Origin of the sequence: Leuconostoc miyukkimchii (assembly GCF_019656055.1) — a bacterium.
In the GTDB taxonomy this organism is placed as follows: domain Bacteria; phylum Bacillota; class Bacilli; order Lactobacillales; family Lactobacillaceae; genus Leuconostoc; species Leuconostoc miyukkimchii.
In genome coordinates, this window is the sequence record NZ_BPKY01000005.1 from 128,531 (window position 1) to 146,407 (window position 17,877).

Sequence of the window (17,877 nt, forward strand, 5' to 3'; positions counted from 1 at the left end):
AGTTACATTATATATGATCGTGGTTATGAAAGGAGAAATTATGAAAGTACAGTATCAAGTTATGACATATCTTCATACGAATAAAATGATCACAGCTGTTTTCTTAAACGGTAGTGGTGCTATTGATACCGTCATGTGATGAACAACAAAATGACGAGCAATGCAAACATCAAAGAATATTTAGGAGAAAATATTATGACAACTGAAACACCAACAAAGCACACTAACGCACCCTACATTTATGATCATGTTGGTTCATTTTTAAGACCAGATGCATTGCGTGAAGCACGTTTAAATACACCTTTGGACCAACAATTGACAGATGCTGATTTTGAATTACAACAACAAGCTATTAAAGATATTGTAGAAAAACAAGTTGCATTGGGTTATAAAGCCATCACTGATGGTGAGTTTTCACGTAAGTGGTTTCATGCGGATTTCTTAGTTGATTTAGAAGGCGTTGATTTTTATTTATCAAAAGGTTATGGGTTTGAAGGTGTTGAAACAACTGCTGAGGATTTTAAAATTGGCGGCAAAATTAGCTTTAATCCAAATCATCCTTTCTTCAAGTCATACTTATATTTACAAGACTTGGTGAAGTCATACGGTGATTCATCCATACAAGCAAAACAAACGATTCCTGCACCTTCATTTTTGATTTTTGATTCGGGTCGTACAGATGAATATTTAAACGGCTACTCAGATCATTATACTAATCGCCAAGAATTCTTAGATGATCTTGCGCAAGCATATATTGATACTGCACTTCATTTTTATGAATTAGGTAATCGTTATTTACAAATAGATGATGTGCCTTGGGCAAACATTGCACAACATTTGGCAACTTCAAAAGATCCTGAAGAGCGCGCTAAATTCGAACAATATGCTGAAGAGATTATTTATGTCAACAATAAAATTTCTGATGCTTTGCCGGAAGATTATACCTTTACGACGCATATTTGTCGTGGTAATTTCCGTTCAACATGGTTGTTTACCGGTGGATATGATTCGATTGCCTCATTTTTAGGTCGTTTGCATGTTGATGGTTTGTTTTTAGAGTTTGACGATGAGCGATCAGGTGATTTTGAAAAACTGGGTGATATTTGGAATGGTGATAAAAATAAAAAGTTGGTACTTGGGTTAATCACAACCAAAAATAGTGACTTGGAAAATAAAAATACCATTAAAGCGCGCTTGGCTGACGCTGCGACACATGTACCCTTAGAAAACTTAACTTTGTCACCACAATGTGGTTTTGCATCAACTGTTGAAGGCAATGATGTATCAAGTGACAGTCAATGGGCTAAGTTGAACTTAATTAAGGAAATAGCGCAAGAAGTTTGGAAATAAGCTTGTGGTGAAAAGCCATTCAGTTAATTAAACGGTGGTTGATTAATTTTCCCCATGTTGTTAGATGGTTTAGCAACAAAGTGAATGGCAGTTTGGCAACCAATAAAAAATCTAAAAATATGATAACCCCTAAGTTGAATTTCTTAACTGAGGAGTTATTTTATTGTGGTCTCTTCAAAAATTTAACACAACATTTAGTCTTATTATTCAACCGGTATAATAAGACAAAAAATAGCGACCACGGATAATTAGTGTATTTGTAAAAGAGCTAAAAACAGTAACTAATTATGATATAATTGAATAGATTATCTAGACAAGTGGACATATTAGTGTGCGTTAAAAAATTTGGAGAATAAAAATGGCAAAAGATATAGGCATTGACTTGGGAACAGCCAATGTTCTCATTTATGTAGAAGGTAAGGGTATCGTTTTAAACGAACCCTCTGTTGTTGCAGTAGATGACAAAACGGATCGTGTATTAGCTGTTGGGTCTGAGGCATATCGTATGGTTGGCCGAACACCAGGTAATATTCGTGCCGTGCGTCCATTGAAAGACGGTGTAATTTCGGATTTTGATGTCACAGAAGCTATGTTAACGTATTTCGTGGACAAATTGAATGTGAAGGGCTTTATGTCAAAACCAAACATTATGATTTGTGCACCAACCAATATTACAGAAATTGAACGTAAAGCAATTATTCAAGCTGCTGAAAAAGCAGGAGGCGCTAAGGTTTATTTAGAATATGAACCAAAGGTGGCTGCTGTTGGCGCTGGGTTGGATATTTTTAAGCCGATCGGTTCAATGGTTATTGATATGGGTGGTGGTACATCTGATATTGCTGTTTTGTCGTTGGGTGATATCGTTGTATCTGAGTCCATACGCATAGCTGGTGACAAAATGAACTTTGATATTGTTGGCTATTTGAAGCGACGTCATAACTTAATTGTCGGAGAGCGAACAGCAGAAACAATCAAAATTCAAATTGGATCTGCGCTACCAGTTGACGAACCGTTGACTATGGAAGTTCGAGGCCGTGATAATTTTGAAGGCATGCCTAAGACAATTACGATTCATTCAAACGAAGTAGAAGAAGCATTACATGATACGTTGCAACAAATTGTGCGTGCAGCACATTCTGTTTTGTCAAAGCTACCACCTGAATTAGCTGCAGACATTATTGACCGTGGGATCATGTTAACTGGTGGTGGCGCATTGCTTCATGGTATGGATCAATTACTTGCTGAGGCACTAGAGGTACCAGTTGTTGTGTCTGATTCACCATTAGATAATGTTGCTAAAGGCGCAGGCGCTTTGCTTGAATACATGAAATCAAATCATAAAGGGTTATAAGATGCGTAAAAAAAATCAGAATTTTGGCGTGGACCTTGTAGAGGCTAAAAATCAAACACAAGTGTTGGTTGATAGTAAGCAGGTAGGTTATATTGAAAAGGCAGAGCGTGGATTTGTAGGTTATTTTGGTCAACAGGCAGTTATTAATCAGGCCAAGACTCAAGATGATGCTTTGCAGGCCATTCTCGCTAGTTTTAATTTGTACCAGTAATATTATGACAAAAGCCCTTATCATAATTTATGATGAGGGTTTATACATAGATGGGGGACACCAACATGCAACACAGACCATCACGACAAATGAGTAATCGAACATCTGGTTCGGAATTAGATTGGGGTATTATTTTAGCGCTGTTGCTATTTATGATTATTGGATTAAGTTCTATTTTTCAAGCAGCACTCCATTCGCAATACGGAACAATGCAAATGGCGATGCGAACGACTATTATTCAAGGCATATTTTGGGGAATTGGTACTTTAATTATCATTTTTTTATTGCGTTTTGATGCATCACAACTCTGGCGTTTAGCTCCTATAGCTTATGGATTAGGAGTTTTCTTATTGGTCGCTGTTCTGATTTTCTATGACCGACAAATGGCAAATGTCACTGGTGCTAAATCTTGGTTTGTACTAGGACCGATATCTTTTCAACCATCAGAAGTTGTAAAACCAGCATTTATTTTGATGTTGAGCCGTGTTGTTGCACAGCATAATCGTGAATATGAGCATCATACAACTAGAACAGACGGTTTCTTGTTAGGCAAAATGATATTGTGGTTTTTACCAATTGGTGCACTGATTGCGTTACAAAATGACTTAGGAACATTGTTAGTTTTTATTGCTATATTTGGTGGTGTTGCGCTTGTTTCTGGCATAACTTGGCGTATTTTAGGCCCTGTTATAGGTTTAGCAGCAACAATCGGGGTGACATTATTAGCACTTGTAACGTCAACACCAGGAAAAATTATTCTCGATAAATTAGGATTTAAGTTGTATCAGTTTGATCGTATTCAAACTTGGTTACATCCAGATCAGGATACTTCTGCCTCAGGATACCAGACTTATCAAAGTTTAAAAGCAATTGGGTCAGGTCAGTTAACTGGTAATGGTTTTGGAAATTTAAAAGTGTATGTACCTGTCAGAGAATCTGATATGATTTTCTCAGTTATTGGTGAGAGTTTTGGTTTTATTGGCGGGGCAATTTTAATTGCTCTGTACTTTGGTTTGATTTATAGATTGATTCGGGCAACATTCAAAGATCAAAATGCATTTTATGCATACATTGCAACTGGTGTAGTAATGATGGTATTATTTCACGTTTTTGAAAACATTGGTATGAGTATTGGTCTATTACCACTTACTGGCATACCGCTACCATTTATATCACAAGGTGGGTCGTCACTACTCGGTAATTTAATTGGCGTCGGGTTAATATTGACGATTGGTTATCAACAACAAAATGATACATTTAAAGAATCGACAGGATTTTCAATTTAATGACTGAGCTAGTAGATCTGAAAAATAAAATTATATCATTACGCCAACAGACGCGTCGTGGAGAAATATTCGAATCATTAATGCCACAAATATCATTTGAATTGAGTCAATTAACAATACAACCAAGTTCGCCCGTGGTATTGCCAACTAACGGTAAACAGTTTTTAGAACGAGTCCAAATATATACTCAGCAAGGAGACTTGCAGGCTGAGTCAATGTCAAATTTGACGAATTCAGCCGGTATTTCTAATGAGGATCTGAAGTTGGCAGTTGAGCAATTAGCTAATCCGTTGCCTGAATATCGGGATGCTGGTGCATTTTTGTTTTTAAGTGACGCAATCCAAAACGACTTATTATTAAAAGAACAATTAATTTGGTTAACTGATTCTCTTTCCTCTGATGAACAACTTTTCTCACATATTCTCGAACCAGAAAATGATGCGATTTATCGTCGTTCATTTAGTATGTTAATCCTGTCATTGTTACTTTTTACCCAACGAACCAGAACAAAGTTTATGACATTGAAACAGTTGGATCATGTTATCAATCAGGTTGCTATTTACGTGATGTTAGAGCGTGATACACGTGGCTATATTGGTACTAATGGTTGGGCACATGCATTCACGCATGTTGGCAATGCTTTAGCGGAGATCTTAATGATGCCACAATTGATGCGTGCAGATAAACTTTTTTTGTTGGCAAGTATGTTGGCAGGGTATCGTGAACTGAAAAAGCCATTAGTGATGGGAGAAACTGAACGTTTAGTTGAGGTTGCAATGTATGCTGCTAATGCACATGAATTGTACTCGGATTATATATTATTAACATTAAAATTATGGCGAAAAGACCTTGTAACAAGGCGAACACTAAAAACAGAAGCACAGTGGCATCAACTGTATAATAGATCACGCTTTTTCCACGAAATTATTTTGCGTGGTGCAAAAAATGTTCCTAAGCAACTTTATGATTACGCAGACCAAACCAAAGATTATTTGGCTTAGAAAATTATTTTACACAATATTATCTTATTTTTGATATAATAAAAACCGGAGTGAATTATAATGATTAAAAAAAATGTTGCATTATTATTTGGTGGTAATTCATCAGAACACGATGTGTCGAAACGTTCTGCTCAAAATTTTTATGATGCGATTATGGCGACAGGAAAGTATCAAGTAACTGTCTTTGCGATTGCTCAAAATGGTTATTTTTTGGATCCTGAAAGTTCAAAGCGTGTATTAGCTTTGGAGGATGAACAACCAATTGTTGATGCTTATATGGCTAATGTTGATACAAGCGATCCACTCGCACGTATTAATGCTTTGCGTTTAGCTGGTGATTTTGATATTTTTTTCCCAGTTGTCCATGGTAACTTAGGTGAAGATGGTACCTTGCAAGGATTGTTTAGGTTATTAAATAAACCATATGTTGGTGCACCCTTGCGAGGACATGCTGTTAGCTTTGATAAAGCGATGACCAAGGAATTATTAACGGTTAATCAGATTCGTAATACAAAATATATTGTGCTTGATACTGAAACTGCAAAAAATTGGGATTGGGATAGAATTGTCGCTGAGTTTGGAGATATTGTTTTTGTTAAAGCAGCTAATCAAGGCTCTTCTGTTGGTATTTCACGTGCCAAAAATGCAACAGAATATCAAAAAGCTTTAGCGGACTCATTCCAATATGATTATAAAGTGTTAGTTGAGCAAGCGGTTAAAGGATCACGAGAATTAGAAGTTGGTGTGATTGGGAATGAACAACCAATTGTATCAGAAATTGGGGCCCACACACTACCTGAACAGGGTACAGGTGATGCGTGGTACGACTATAACAATAAATTTGTCGATAATTCTGAAGTTCAATTTGAAATTCCAGCAAAATTACCAGATGCTGTGACCACAGAAGTGAAAGATATGGCGATACGTGCCTACAAGGTTTTGAATTTACGTGGTGAAGCACGAATGGACTTTTTGTTAGACGAAAATAATGTTCCTTATCTAGGCGAACCAAATACGTTGCCAGGATTTACGAATATGTCATTATTTAAAAGATTATGGGATTATTCAGATATTGATAATGTGAAACTTGTAGATATGTTGATAGACTATGGTTTTGCAGAATTCGAAAGAAACGCACAATTAAGTTATAGTTTTGTTACTTTGGGTGAAGAAAAAATAGGGAAGTTTAACTGATGGTAAAAAATAACAGTCAAAAAGATACATTTGATGGTAAAGCAATTCGCGCTGCGCGTAAACAAATGCATTTATCACAAGTGGAACTAGCAGAGGGTATTACGACACAAGCGACTATTTCTTTGGTGGAAAACCAGAATCGTGTGCCGAATGCAGATGTATTATTAGCTATTTTGGATCGTTTAAATTTAGAAATTACGGAATTTGTATCAGGTGATTTTTTAACACAAAAAGCTAAAGAATTATTGAATAAAGTTGTTTTGCAGATGAAGCATGATGCGCTTGCTGAATTTTCGGAGTTTGAAAAGGCGTTGAGTCAGAACGCACCGACAATTCAAGCTTATTATATTTTAAAAGCGGCTGATGCTTGCTACAATAAAAAAGATTTTGCAGAAGTTGTTTCTTATGCTAATTTAGCAGTGGACAAAAACACACCATCGTTGGGTATTTTTTACTCATTTTATGCTTATGGTCAATTAGGAACGAATTATTATCTACAAGGTGATGTTCAAAACGCAGCAGAAAATTTTGAGTTAGCATACGAAATTGAGCCTGACTTGTTGACGGCAAATGAATTAGAGTTTCATGGTGCACTACAAGGGCGACATGCTTATGCTGAATTTTTGGTTGAACAAGGTAACCTAGATAAAGCGGCACAATTATTGGAAGAAGGTTTGTTAGCATTACGTAAACGTGTTGATTTGTTTTGGTCACCAGATTTAAGCGAAATGTTAGCTAATGTTGAGAAAAAACGCGGGAATGATCTTGTTGCTAATCGCCATTTACACTATGCTAGAGTTGCGGCGTACTTATCAAACCGCAAAACAACTGAGAGCCGTCTGGCACCTTTAGATGCTGTTGAATTTTAAACAGGGCAAATAATAGTTGAAAAAGTGCGATGAGTGTTGATTAGTAAAAATATAATAATGATTCAAAAAAGCATGCCATTATAATTTGGCATGCTTTTTTGAATCATTATTATATTTTTGAATTACGGATAGAATTATCCACGGACAACCAAGACATCAACCTTTGCTGTGCGAGTTACGAATTCTGTAACAGAACCAATAACCAAACGTTCCACAGCGTTTAATCCAGTGGCACCAATGACAATAATATCAGCATTAACTTCATTTGGAACATCTTTAGCAATTAACGCTTTAGGTGAGCCATATTCAATTAAATAGTCGACATTTTTAACACCAGCATCAACGGCTTGTTGCTTATATCTATCAAGGGTTTTGCGCGTTTCATCTGAAACAGCTTCGACCATTGTATCATCAAAGCTGGCTACATTTTGAAAAGCGCGCGTGTCAATGACATTCAATATTGACAAAACACCACTATCACCGGCATCTTGTGTGAGTTCAATAGCGCGAACAAGTGCCGCTTCGGATTCTTTTGAACCATCCATTGGCACCAAAATGTTATTATAGTTTGCTGTCATGAGAATTCTCCTTTAACCTATTTATACTTTAAGTATACCGCTTACATTGTAAAAATACTAATGTTTTGTTAATTTTTGTACAAAAAAAGCGCCCACCTTAGTGAACGCACGGGACAAGCCCGGAACACTCATGATACCGTTAATTGCTACGCAGGTTTTCCTCGAAATTGTCGAGGTGGATGATGCATGACGCTTGTCGGATTACCGAATGAAAGGGCATATCTTTAAAGTCGAAAATTCTCATCCGAAAAATAAAGTTGTAAGGAAAAAGCTGATAATGTAGCCATGCGTATATCTGAGGAATTCATATATATTATAACGCGAAAAATAATTAACAACCAGTCTTGACATTTGAAGACAAAGCAATGTGCCATATGTTGCTATTTATAACGAATTTTTTTGCTGAGACTTTAAAGCGTTGTATACATCGCGGAAAGATCGTTCTATTTTTGAATTACCCTTTGGTTCAAAGTATTTTACATCACTAATACTATCAGGTAAATACTGTTGTGGCACCCAGTCATTATCAAAATCGTGCGGATAAACATACGTTGTGCCATGACCTAATTCGGCTGCCCCTTTGTAATGAGAATCTTTTAGATGGTTGGGAATATCACTTGTTTGACCTACACGAATATCGTGAATTGCCATATCAATTGCTTTGTATGCTGAATTTGATTTTGGAGAAAGTGACAGTTCGATTATCGCATTGGCGAGAGGAATTCGTGCTTCTGGAAAGCCAAGTGTTTGTGCTGCTTGGATTGCTGTAAATGCATGTTCTGCTGCGGCAGGATTAGCTAAACCAATATCTTCGTAAGCAATAACAGTTAAACGTCGAGCTAATATAGATAAATCACCTGATTCAATAATTCTTGCAGCGTAATGTAGAGCAGCATCAACATCAGAACCGCGAATGGATTTTTGTAGTGCTGAAATAACATCATAATGCGCGTCACCGTCTTTGTCAGCAGACATCGCTTTACGTTGGACTGTTTCTTCAATAATTGGTAATGTAATATGAATAATATTATCTTCAGTTGATGGTTTGGTTGATAATACTGCCAATTCTAATCCGTTAAGTGCGCTACGTAAATCACCATTTGTTGCACGCGTTAACTGTGTCATGGCATTATCGTCAAGTGTAACATTATAATTACCGAGACCTTTTTTCTTATCATCTAATGCACGAACAACAGCAGCTTTTATATCTTCTTCTGAGAGAGGTAATACTTGGAAAATTTGAGTTCGGGATCGAATAGCTGGTGTGACATTAATATAAGGGTTTTCTGTGGTCGCGCCAATTAAAATAATTTGACCAGATTCTAAGTGGGGCAACAAAAAATCTTGTTTTATTTTATTCAAACGATGAATTTCATCGAGTAACAGAACAACTGTGCCAGACATTTTGGCTTCTTCTGCCACGATTTGTAAATCTTTTTGACTATCTGTTGCAGCATTTAACATACGAAATGCATATTTTGAGGATCCAGCAATAGCAGATGCAATAGAAGTTTTTCCAGTACCGGGCGGGCCATACAAAATTATTGAGCTAAGACGCTTAGCGCTAACCATACGTTGAATAATTTTTCCGTCACCAACTAACTGTGATTGTCCGACAATTTCTTCAATTTTGGTTGGTCGCATACGATATGCGAGAGGTTGTTGCATCATAAAATTTGGTATCGTTAGTTGTTATAAATAATGTTTATCAAAAATTTTCAAAACTAAGAGTAAACAGTTATCTACTAACAAAACGAACACACTCCTTTCTGCCATATTAGATTTTAATTTTAACTCAAATAAATATTATCAACGTTTATAGCAGTGTCTGCTGCTAATAGTACAGCAATAGGATCGTCTTGGTGTGTTGATTCTATTGATTGCGAGAGTAATGTGAATGGGTGCTTAGTTTGTGTAGCAATGGTCACGTAGGTTGTGAAGTCATCACCAGCCAAATTTTGGTCAATTAAAACTTTGCCTATACTATGTGATTTTAATGCAGATTCGAATTGTGCTTGAATTTGATCTTTTCCGAGTTGTGATGTTTTAACTGCTACTATCACACGTTCACGAAAAGTACCTAGATAGCGCCTTTGTTCATCGGGGTTGATTTTTGATTGACCACCGAGCTGTTCTTGTTGTAAACGTTCGTTGATATCCATGTGTTATTTCTCCGATACATTATTATAAGCCCATTATACGTTATATTTAAAAGGCAATACAAACAAAAGAAAAACGCCACCAAACGGTGACGTTTCCAATACATAAATTAACCCAAACGGTTGTAGTACTCAACAATTAATGATTCGTTAATGTCGGCATCTAATTCTTCACGTTCTGGCAAACGAACTAATGAACCTTCAAGCTTTTCAGAATCAAATGAAACGAATTGTGGATGAGCCACAACTGATTCAACTGCTACTTGGATAGGAATAATAGTTTTTGACTTGTCACGAACTGAGATAACTTGACCAGGTGTTACGCTGAATGAAGGAATATCAACACGTTGGCCATCAACTAGGATATGACCATGATTTACTAATTGACGTGCTTGTTGACGTGTAGTTGCCAAACCAAGACGATAAACAAGTGAATCTAAACGTTGTTCTAACAAGATCATGAAGTTAGTACCGTGTGTACCCTTACGGATCTTACCAGCTTTGTTAAACAAAGAATGGAATTGACGTTCTGTCAAACCGTAAGTGAAACGCAACTTTTGCTTTTCACGCAATTGTGTACCATATTCTGAAATTTTTGCGCGACGACCAGCACCGTGATCACCAGGTGCGTAAGCACGACGTGATAATTCTTTACCAGTACCAGACAATGAAACACCTAAGCGACGTGAAATACGCCACTTTGGACCTGTATAACGTGACATGTAAATGTCCTCCAAAATGTATTTTGTCGTACATTTGAGGGTAAGTACCAGATGCGTGCATCGCCGAACTTGACGTTTCTCAGAACCAGTAGCTATGGTCTTACTAACGATTTGGGGCGTTGTTGACGCGCTTCTTTACTTACTGCTACTCAATTAACAACTTCTTTTAATAATACCAAAAAAAATAACAATAAGCAAGTTGTTAAGAAATCTGTAAACGATTTGCGATTTGGCAAAATACAGCTGTATGTTCGCATTACATGTAAGTGCGTGATAGAATTAATGTATCAATTAAAAATTAGGATAGCATATATGAACTTAACTATATTAGCAATAATTTTAGGCGTTGTCGTCATTGCATATTTGGCGATTTTTGTCATGCAACGAACAACTGTAAAAAGAGTCGATGGATTTAAATCCAAAAAAGAACAGTTAGCTTCCCTGAAGGTTCGTGATGAGTTAGTTGAAGGTCGTAAACTAGCATTGACAGGGCAATCATTAAAACAATATCAAGGTTTAGAAAGTAGTTTTAATGATGTTAAAAATAATAAGTTCCTGAAAATTGATCAACAAGCGAACCTTGTTTTGTTTGAAGCACGTGGTATCAACTTTATTAAGACAAATCATGAATTGGCGCGTTTAGAATCGATGGTTGAAGAAACAGAAGCCACTATTAATTCGGTACGTAGCGGATTGTCAGAGTTAAAAAAAATAAACGATGCACACCGTGAAGCAATTAATGACTTGAAAAAGAAGTATGATGATTTGCGTAAGCGATTATTAGCGGAAAACTTCAAATTTGGACCAGCAAATCCGGCATTAGATAAGTTCTTAAAGCAGCTCGAGACAGATTATGACGAATTTTCTCGTCTGACAGAAGACGGAGATCATGCAACAGCCTCTGACATTTATGAACAATTGGCGATGGAAACAACGCAAATGGAAAATATGATGGCTGATATTCCGGCACTTTTTGAGAAACTAGATACTGTCTATGTTGAGCAACTCAATGAAATACTACAAGGGCATAGTGACCTAATAGAACAGGGCTATGTGTTTCCAAATGACACAATTTTACAAGAGTTAGAAGCAATTGATCAACAACGGCAACAGGTACTAAATTTGCTTGGTGAGTTGAAACTAAAAGAAGTTGCAGAACAAAATGGCTATATTGAACGTCGGATTGATACGTTGTATGACATGATGGAGACGGAGATTACTGCGAGAACTCAGGTTCTCAAAAATGCAGAAAAATTGTCATCAAACTTGCTACGTTTACGCGAACAAAATAGTCAACTTGCCATTGAATTAGATCAACTAGGACAAAGATTCCAATTTAACCATAAAGAGTTAGAAACAAGACGCACACTCTTGGAACAAATTAATGCGACTGAAGAGCAAGTGAATCACAATGATGATTTGCTAGAAGCAGCAGAGATGTCGTTTAGTGAACTCCGTGCTAAACAAGATAGCCAATTGCAGCTGTTCTCTGAAATTGAAGCACAACAAATTGAAATTTGGGAAAAAATATCAGGGCTTGAGAAAGCACAACATTCAGCACGTCAACTTGGCGGTCATTACCAGCAAGAAATTGAAATGATTAAGCAGGCAGTCGAACGTATTAATTTACCAGGTCTACCTGAAAATTACTTAGAGTACTTTTTTGCAGTATCTAATGAGTTAAAAAAGTTGGCCAAATCATTGCAGGCTCACTTAATTGATATGGATGAAGTACAGCGTCAACTAAACATCGTATCTGCTGATATTGATACTTTAAAAGAAAAAACAGAAAAGCTTGTCGATCAAGCTTCAATAACAGAACAACTATTACAATATGCTAATCGTTATCGTGCAAGTAGTGATCGTGTTGCAGCTGCCAGTGAGCAGGCTCGTATGTTTTACGAACGCGATTACAGTTTCGATAAAGCCATGGATGTTTTAGGACCTGCCTTGGACAGTGTTGAACCAGGTGTATATGAAAAGTTAGTCGATTCATACATGCGTCGCAAAGAACCGTTACTATAACGTTTAAAAACCAGCTTAAGCTGGTTTTTTTGTACATATAAAATCTCTAGCCACATGACAAAAGATGAATGTAGTATTTAGCACATAAAAAGCTTGGTTGAATATATCAACCAAGCTTTTTATGATAATTTAGAGTGCCGAATACCATAAGCAAAGTACCATATGGTACCAAGTATAAGCCACAATACAAATAATTCTAACGTTTCACTAGGTAATTTAGCAATGAGCAGTAAACTGATGATGCCTGCAATGAAAGGTACAATTGGATAACCAGGTACTTTAAATCCATCATGTGGTAAGTCTTTGCGACGACGAAGGAATAAAATACCGAAGTTGATAAACATAAATGCCAAGAGTGTGCCTGCATTAATTAGACTAGCTAGTGTGTGTAAGGGAATTAAGCCTGCTAAGACAGACTCAACAATTACTGCAACAATCAATGCATTAACTGGTAGATGAGAACCCTTTGATATTTTACCAAGTGCACGAGGTAGTAAGCCATCACGACCAAATGAATATGTTAAACGCGATGAAGCATATATCAAGGCTAAAATAGCGGTAAACATACCAACTAAGGCACCTAAAGTGATAACAACTGAAAATTGTGTTTGATGAATAGCTTGTAAAGCAAATGCTGCTGGATCGTCTACACCAAGTTTTTTATAGTTGACGATACCGGTTAAAACAATGGAGAATAGAACATAAAGTAAAGCAGAGATAGCTACTGTACCAATGATTCCCTTAGCCATTGTTTTTTGAGGGTCTTTGACTTCAGCGGCATGTGCTGCAATTGTATCAAAACCAAGAAAGGCAAAGATAATACTTGCAGTTGCTGCCCAGAGACCATCAAGACCTAAAAACCCAGTTCGAAACTCTTCTGGGTAAAAGGGAACGTAATTTGTGTGTTTAACAAAAAATGAACCACCAACAATAAATAAGGCTAGAATAACAACCTTGAGAATAACAGCACCATTTTCAACTTTTTTAGAGGCATTTAAGCCACGAGATAAGATAATGGTAACAAGTAAAATAATTAACACGGCAAACAGATTAATGACGCCGCCTTCCATTGGCCCTGCCATCAGAAACTTAGGCATATGTACATTAAATATTGTTAGTAAATTAGCTAAATAGGCTGAAAATCCTGTAGCAATAGCAGAAACAGCTAAGAAGTATTCTAAAATCAATGACCAACCAAGCAACCATCCAATAATTTCACCGTAAATGACTGTACCATAAGAATAGGCAGATCCGGCAACCGGCATTGATGATGAAAATTCTGCAAAAGCCATACCTGATAATCCTGAAAAAATGGCTGCTATTAAAAATGCCACAGATACAGCTGGACCGGCATTTTGGGCAGCCTCATGACCTGGTAAAATAAAAATTCCGGTTCCAATCACTGTTCCAACACCTAAACCAATCAAGTCACGTGTCGTTAATACGCGCGACATATGAGAATCGGCTTGGATATAAGTATCCACAGATTCTCTTTTAAACGCTCTTGTAAAGATGGACATAAATTTTCTCCCATAGTTTTTTAATGTAACCATAACTACTATTTTAACAACTTCCAACATGAATGTCTAACTATGTGGTGAAAGATACGTTACAATAGAAAAGATAAGGAATTAGGATAGATGAAAGACAATAAAGTATTTGTAATTACAGGCGCAACTGGTGTCGGCAAAACAACGATTGCACGATATTTACAAGAAAATTATCGTATGCCACGTGTTATTACACACACGACACGCGCACCGCGCGAAAGAGAAGTAGACGGTGTGTCATACTATTTTGAAAATAAAAAAACATTTGAAGAGAAACACTATTTAGAACGGGTAGCATATGGTGGTGCATATTATGGCTCATCTTATGAAGGACTAGAGCTTGCATGGCAAAAAAGCCCGTACATTACAATTGTTCTGGACACGGCTGGTGCCATCACATATGCTCGTGAACTAGGAGAACGCGCAGTGATTGTTTTTGTGACGGTAACTAGCCCAGAAGTATTAGTTGAGCGCGTTCAAGTAAGAGGGGATGACCCTACTGCTATTAAACAGCGTGTTGAATCACCCGAATTTTTACGTGATGTTACATTACCGCCTGATCTTCAAAATGTAGCGTATGAATTGGATAATGAGGATTGGTCAAAAACAAAGGTTAGGTTAGATTTGCTTGTAAATGATGTCATGAATGGGCGTAGACCTCAAAAAAATCAACCAGCTGAGTAAGCATATGTCATTAAATTAATGATTTTTATTGACAAATTCATTGCAAACCATTATAATTATCTCATAATAAGTTGAGGTATTTTAACAAATGATGGATAGAACTCGCGTAAATGAAGATGTCTTTTACTTTTGGTATTTCGGATAGATAGCCGTTTACCAAGGGTATTTTTCACTGGTATTCGGATGGGATAGCCATCGAATGCCGCAGCGAGTTCAATTCTAGAACAAACGCACATTCGGAAATAGTCTGAATGTGCGTTTTTTGTTAAAGTAAAAATTATAGGAGAAAAAATATGCCCAGAGCAAAACAAACGTTGGTGTCGTCATTTAATCGTAACTTAGATCTTGTCCAACCCAGCGCTATTCGTGCTTTTGATAATGAAGTAAGTGGAATTTCTGATATTTTGAAATTGACATTAGGGGAACCAGACTTTAACGTGCCAGAACATATTAAACAAGCGGCTATCACATCTATTGCTGAAAATGATTCACATTATGCTGCTTCAAATGGCACAATAGCATTACGTCAAGCAATTACGGGCTTTTTGAAGGATCAGTATGAATTAGATTTTGATGCAGGAAGTGAAGTCATTGTTACAGTTGGCGCAACAGAAGCTATCTATACCGTTTTAACATCTCTATTAAATAAGGGAGATAAGGTGTTATTGCCAACGCCAATATTTCCCTTATATATCCCAGTGACACTTGTTGGTGGCGGAGAACCAGTATTTATCGATACGTCAAGTAATGATTTTATACTTAGTCCAGAAATGCTTCGATCAGCTATAGAAGAACATGGCGAAAGTATCAAAGCAATTGTGTTGAATTTCCCCTCAAATCCAACTGGTGTAACATATAGTGCAGAAGAAATTGAAGCATTGGCGAATGTTTTACGTGAAACAAATATTGTTGTGATTTCAGACGAAATTTATTCTGAGTTGACATATGAATCAACGCACATTTCAATGGCTAAGTATTTACCTGAACAGACAATCCTTCTAAATGGTGTTTCTAAGTCACATGCGATGACCGGATATCGTATAGGCTTTCTTGCAGGGCCAGCTGAGTTGGTGTCTAAGCTAAGTTTAATTCATCAATTTACAATTACAACAGCAACAAATTCCGCCATGGCAGCGGCGACTGAAGCTTTAAGCACTGATTTGGGTAGGCAAGATACGTTGAAAATGAAGGCAGAATATAAAACACGACGTGATTATATATATGAAACAATGACTTCACTTGGATTTACTATACCGAATCCAAAAGGTGCCTTCTATATATTTGCTAAAATTCCAGCTGGTTACGATCAAGATGATTTTGCATTTGCGCGTGATTTAGCGCATAACAACAAATTAGCAGTAATTCCAGGTTCATCTTTTGGTCCTGGTGGAGAGGGGTACATTCGATTAAGTTATGCTGCTTCCATGACCCATTTACAAGAAGCTATGAAACGTTTATCGCTTTATATGGTAGCCAATAAGCCCAACAATGACTTGGTATTATAGTTTCCTAGACTTAATCTAAAAATTGAAGCAATTAACTTGTCAAATATCAAACCATAAAATTGAAATAAAATATATGTATTAAGGCATGTATTCTAAGGTGGAAAATATGAATAAAACGTCATCAAAGTCAGTAGACGCAGGGCATATTAGTAAAACACAAGTGATAAAAAAATTTATTGTTGACGTGCTAAATGGGACAAGTTTAGGCATAGTCATCACATTAATTCCTGGGGCACTGGTTAGCCAGCTACTTTTATTGTTTGATGGATCTACTATTGCGACGAATGTGGGTTTTATGACAACGCTAATTCAGAGTACGTTACCAATCGTAGCAGGATTTTCAGTTGGTCAGATATTCAAACTCTCTGCGATTGATTCAGGATCAATCGCCTTAGCGATTTTTGTCTCCTCTGGTGTTGTGACACAAACGCAAACTGGTATGATCATTAGTGGCACAGGGGTAATTTTAAATATTTTGCTAATAGCAATAATTGCAACGGCACTGGTTAAAATGACTGAGAATAGTTTTGGGCACTTAAAGATGTTATTGCAACCGTTATTTGTTCTAGTTGTTGCTGGTGGTGTTGGTTTGGTTACGCTTTCGCCATTACGAACAGTTCAAATTTTAATTGGAACGATGGTTGCCAGAGCAACAGATTTAACTCCGTTATTGTTGGGAGCCGTACTGGGTGGCATCTTTGCCACGCTCATTGTCTCGCCATTGTCATCAGTAGGTATTGCTATGGCAATTAATCTGACAGGTGTTGGTTCTGGTGCTGCAAACGCAGGGATAGTTGTTGCTAGTTTCACTTTAGCAGCGATGGGATCACAGGTAAATCCGATTGGTGCTACTTTAGCGCATTTTATTGGATCACCAAAAATTCAAATGGCTAATATGTTGACAAAGCCAAAACTATTTATTCCGACAACTATTGGGTCAATGATTATGGGGATGGTTGCGATTGTGCTAGATATCAAAGGCACACCGTTTTCAGCAGGATTTGGTTTTTCTGGTTTGATTGGTCCATTAACTGCATATGCGTCATCAGATAAATCAGTAACTGCAGTAATCAGCGTTTTGCTAACATTTGTTGTGTTACCTATTATTTTGGCTTTTGTTCTTAAATGGTTTTTCATGACAAAAACAAAATTAATCAGGGCAGAGGATCTAAAATTAACGATGGCATAAATAGGAAGAAGAGAAGCCCGCGAAAGCGGTTTTTAAATAAGGTAAAGAAAGCGTAAAGGGAAAAGTAAGAAAAGCGAACGAAGGGAAGGAAGTGAGGGAGAAAGGGAAGTAAAAGATTAACGAAATGGGGAAAGGAGGGGAAGAAAGGGAGCGGAAAATAAAAAGGGAAAAAAGGAGGAAGAAAAGTATTGACGAGCGGGTAG

16 protein-coding genes are annotated in these 17,877 nt (G+C 37.0%); 11 read left to right on the top strand and 5 right to left on the bottom strand.

Features of this window, described 5'->3' with window-relative positions:
- The first annotated feature begins 195 nt into the window (after positions 1 to 195).
- The 7 genes from K5Q13_RS05935 to K5Q13_RS05965 all read left to right on the top strand — a co-directional run bounded on the left by K5Q13_RS05935 (position 196) and on the right by K5Q13_RS05965 (position 7,262).
- Positions 196 to 1,350, top strand: a complete 1,155-nt coding sequence (locus K5Q13_RS05935) for a 5-methyltetrahydropteroyltriglutamate--homocysteine S-methyltransferase (protein WP_220740790.1) — start codon at positions 196 to 198, stop codon at positions 1,348 to 1,350.
- A 358-nt stretch (positions 1,351 to 1,708) separates the two neighbouring features.
- Positions 1,709 to 2,701, top strand: coding sequence for a rod shape-determining protein (locus tag K5Q13_RS05940; RefSeq protein ID WP_220740791.1), 993 nt, complete (start codon positions 1,709 to 1,711; stop codon positions 2,699 to 2,701).
- 1 nt (position 2,702) lies between these two features.
- Positions 2,703 to 2,912 (top strand): DUF2969 family protein, encoded by a 210-nt coding sequence (locus K5Q13_RS05945; protein WP_220740792.1) that lies wholly within the window; start codon positions 2,703 to 2,705, stop codon positions 2,910 to 2,912.
- Positions 2,913 to 2,977: 65 nt separating this feature from the next.
- Positions 2,978 to 4,198 (top strand): FtsW/RodA/SpoVE family cell cycle protein, encoded by a 1,221-nt coding sequence (locus K5Q13_RS05950; protein ID WP_220740793.1) that lies wholly within the window; start codon positions 2,978 to 2,980, stop codon positions 4,196 to 4,198.
- Entirely contained in the window at positions 4,198 to 5,199 is a 1,002-nt protein-coding gene (locus K5Q13_RS05955; protein WP_220740794.1) for a DUF2785 domain-containing protein, read from the top strand. Before K5Q13_RS05950 ends, K5Q13_RS05955 begins: the two co-directional genes overlap by 1 nt.
- Before the next feature lie 60 nt (positions 5,200 to 5,259).
- Positions 5,260 to 6,393 carry a D-alanine--D-alanine ligase family protein gene (locus K5Q13_RS05960; RefSeq protein ID WP_220740795.1) on the top strand — a complete coding sequence of 378 codons (1,134 nt, stop codon included), beginning with the start codon at positions 5,260 to 5,262 and terminating at the stop codon, positions 6,391 to 6,393.
- A complete protein-coding gene (locus K5Q13_RS05965; RefSeq protein WP_220740796.1) occupies positions 6,393 to 7,262 on the top strand; it encodes a helix-turn-helix domain-containing protein in 870 nt (289 codons plus the stop codon). Before K5Q13_RS05960 ends, K5Q13_RS05965 begins: the two co-directional genes overlap by 1 nt.
- Before the next feature lie 134 nt (positions 7,263 to 7,396).
- Here the strand turns inward: K5Q13_RS05965 and K5Q13_RS05970 are convergent, their stop codons facing one another.
- The 4 genes from K5Q13_RS05970 to rpsD all read right to left on the bottom strand — a co-directional run bounded on the left by K5Q13_RS05970 (position 7,397) and on the right by rpsD (position 10,721).
- On the bottom strand, positions 7,397 to 7,840 hold the full coding sequence (locus K5Q13_RS05970) for a universal stress protein (protein ID WP_220740797.1): 444 nt from the start codon (positions 7,838 to 7,840) through the stop codon (positions 7,397 to 7,399).
- Positions 7,841 to 8,224: 384 nt separating this feature from the next.
- A complete protein-coding gene (locus K5Q13_RS05975) occupies positions 8,225 to 9,508 on the bottom strand; it encodes a replication-associated recombination protein A (RefSeq protein WP_220740810.1) in 1,284 nt (427 codons plus the stop codon).
- A gap of 122 nt (positions 9,509 to 9,630) precedes the next feature.
- The gene (locus K5Q13_RS05980) at positions 9,631 to 10,002 is read right to left on the bottom strand and encodes a DUF1694 domain-containing protein (RefSeq protein ID WP_220740798.1); all 372 of its coding nucleotides are present in this window, start codon (positions 10,000 to 10,002) and stop codon (positions 9,631 to 9,633) included.
- Between the two features lie 107 nt (positions 10,003 to 10,109).
- Entirely contained in the window at positions 10,110 to 10,721 is a 612-nt protein-coding gene (gene rpsD / locus K5Q13_RS05985; protein WP_220740799.1) for a 30S ribosomal protein S4, read from the bottom strand.
- 312 nt (positions 10,722 to 11,033) lie between these two features.
- Between rpsD and ezrA the strand changes: the two genes are divergently transcribed.
- On the top strand, positions 11,034 to 12,746 hold the full coding sequence (ezrA, locus tag K5Q13_RS05990) for a septation ring formation regulator EzrA (RefSeq protein WP_220740800.1): 1,713 nt from the start codon (positions 11,034 to 11,036) through the stop codon (positions 12,744 to 12,746).
- A gap of 119 nt (positions 12,747 to 12,865) precedes the next feature.
- Here the strand turns inward: ezrA and K5Q13_RS05995 are convergent, their stop codons facing one another.
- Positions 12,866 to 14,266: an APC family permease gene (locus tag K5Q13_RS05995; RefSeq protein ID WP_220740801.1), complete on the bottom strand. Its 1,401-nt coding sequence runs from the start codon at positions 14,264 to 14,266 to the stop codon at positions 12,866 to 12,868.
- A 120-nt stretch (positions 14,267 to 14,386) separates the two neighbouring features.
- Between K5Q13_RS05995 and K5Q13_RS06000 the strand changes: the two genes are divergently transcribed.
- The 3 genes from K5Q13_RS06000 to K5Q13_RS06010 all read left to right on the top strand — a co-directional run bounded on the left by K5Q13_RS06000 (position 14,387) and on the right by K5Q13_RS06010 (position 17,674).
- Complete coding sequence (locus K5Q13_RS06000) at positions 14,387 to 14,980, top strand: AAA family ATPase (RefSeq protein WP_220740802.1); 594 nt, start codon at positions 14,387 to 14,389, stop codon at positions 14,978 to 14,980.
- 293 nt (positions 14,981 to 15,273) lie between these two features.
- Positions 15,274 to 16,485, top strand: a complete 1,212-nt coding sequence (locus K5Q13_RS06005) for an aminotransferase class I/II-fold pyridoxal phosphate-dependent enzyme (RefSeq protein WP_220740803.1) — start codon at positions 15,274 to 15,276, stop codon at positions 16,483 to 16,485.
- A 106-nt stretch (positions 16,486 to 16,591) separates the two neighbouring features.
- The gene (locus K5Q13_RS06010; protein WP_220740804.1) at positions 16,592 to 17,674 is read left to right on the top strand and encodes a PTS sugar transporter subunit IIC; all 1,083 of its coding nucleotides are present in this window, start codon (positions 16,592 to 16,594) and stop codon (positions 17,672 to 17,674) included.
- Positions 17,675 to 17,877 lie beyond the last annotated feature (203 nt).